This window comes from Bacillus sp. IT-79MI2 (assembly GCF_949768135.1).
Classification (GTDB): Bacteria; Bacillota; Bacilli; order Bacillales; family Bacillaceae_G; genus Bacillus_A; species Bacillus_A pseudomycoides.
This window is the reverse complement of record NZ_CATKPV010000115.1, coordinates 1-1,567: the sequence shown is the minus strand read 5'-3', so window position 1 is coordinate 1,567 and position 1,567 is coordinate 1. Positions and strand designations below refer to the sequence as shown.

Annotated in this window: 2 protein-coding genes; both read left to right on the top strand. The window is 36.4% G+C overall.

The window, feature by feature from the left end; all coding sequences use genetic code 11:
* Positions 1-1,026: IS4 family transposase (locus tag ACM6HU_RS25460; RefSeq protein ID WP_414848509.1), on the top strand; the 1,026-nt coding region annotated here is incomplete at its 5' end.
* 188 nt (positions 1,027-1,214) lie between these two features.
* A partial coding sequence (locus tag ACM6HU_RS25455; protein ID WP_414848510.1) for a DUF6262 family protein occupies positions 1,215-1,567 on the top strand: 353 nt, incomplete at its 3' end.

The following is a 1,567-nucleotide window of genomic DNA, read 5'->3' as shown; positions in this document are numbered from 1 at the left end:
ATATTTTCATCGTTTTATCCAGGTGCAGGAGGATGCAGCCATACAGCTGGGATAAAAATTCAACTTGAGTATGATTTGTTAAGTGGACAGTTCCTACATATTCATACAGGTCCAGGTAAACAACACGATCGCACTTACGGCTCTCTGTGTGCCCCAACTGTGACAGCAAATGATTTATGTATCCGAGATTTAGGTTATTTTCATTTAAAAGACCTTCAATATATACAAGATAAAGAGGCCTACTATATCTCTCGTATCAAGTCGAATACACGTATGTATCAAAAGAATCCTAACCCTGATTATTTTCAAGATGGAAAAATTAAGAAAGGAACAGAGTATATACAGATAGATATGGAGACGTTAATGAACTCTCTTCAACCAGGACAAACATGTGAAATAGCTGATGCTTATGTGGGTATGATTGATAAAGTACCAACTCGTGTGATTGTTCATCGACTTACAGAAGAACAGCAAAAAAAACGTCTACAAGATCAAGCTGTTCGAGAGAAAAAGAAAGGAATGAAGTATTCTCCTCGTAGTAAACGACTTAGTGGTATCAATGTATATATGACAAACACCCCTACAGATATTGTCCCGATGGGACAGGTACATGACTGGTATTCATTGCGTTGGCAAATCGAAATTTTATTTAAAACGTGGAAGTCATTCTTTCAAATTCATCATTGTAAAAAGATAAAACCAGAACGATTGGAGTGCCATTTATATGGTCAATTGATTGCCATTCTACTCTGTTCTTCTATCATGTTTCAAATGCGCCAATTGCTCCTCATGAAGAAAAAACGAGAGCTTAGTGAGTATAGAGCCATATATATGATTAAAGACTATTTTCTTCTTCTATTCCAAACTATACAAAAAAACACCCAAGAGCTATCAAAGGTGTTACTTCGCCTGTTCAATCTCCTGCAGCAAAACGGGCGGAAATCTCATCGATATGAGAAAAAAACGGTCTTTGATATATTAGGTGTCGTTTACAATTGTACCATGTCTGAAAATCAAGCCGCTTAATTCAAAAAAGTGAAACCCGTTAGGGTTTATTTCGTATGCAGATTTTGAGACAGCTGATATAAATTCTTTAGAAAAAAGAAAAAATCTAGTTGAACGGAGTTTCACTTAGTCTTAGCTTGATGGGTATGGGGTCCCACCCACATTTTAACGAAAACATACGCTAAGCAAATTTCGACTGTGAAGAGCAGCTGAGGAAGCTACACGAAAAAAGGAAACAGACAACTATAGCTAAGGTTGAGGAAGCTATAAAACGTCTAACCAAGAGCTCTAAAGCAATTAACTTCAATAGTGTGGCAGAAGAAGCCGGAGTGAGTAAAGCCACACTGTATAACCATACAGAGCTCAAAGAACGCCTCAATTTCTTGCGAAATCAACAAGAAAAAGCATTTGTGGACTCTAGGATTAAACAGGACGAGAACAATCAAAATGCCGTCATCGTTTCTCTTAAAAGAAGAATTGAAAAGTTAGAGAAAAAGAATAAAGAGCTTGAAGAAGAAAATAAGCAATTGCGTGAAAAAGAAAATAAAAAGTTTACTAATTA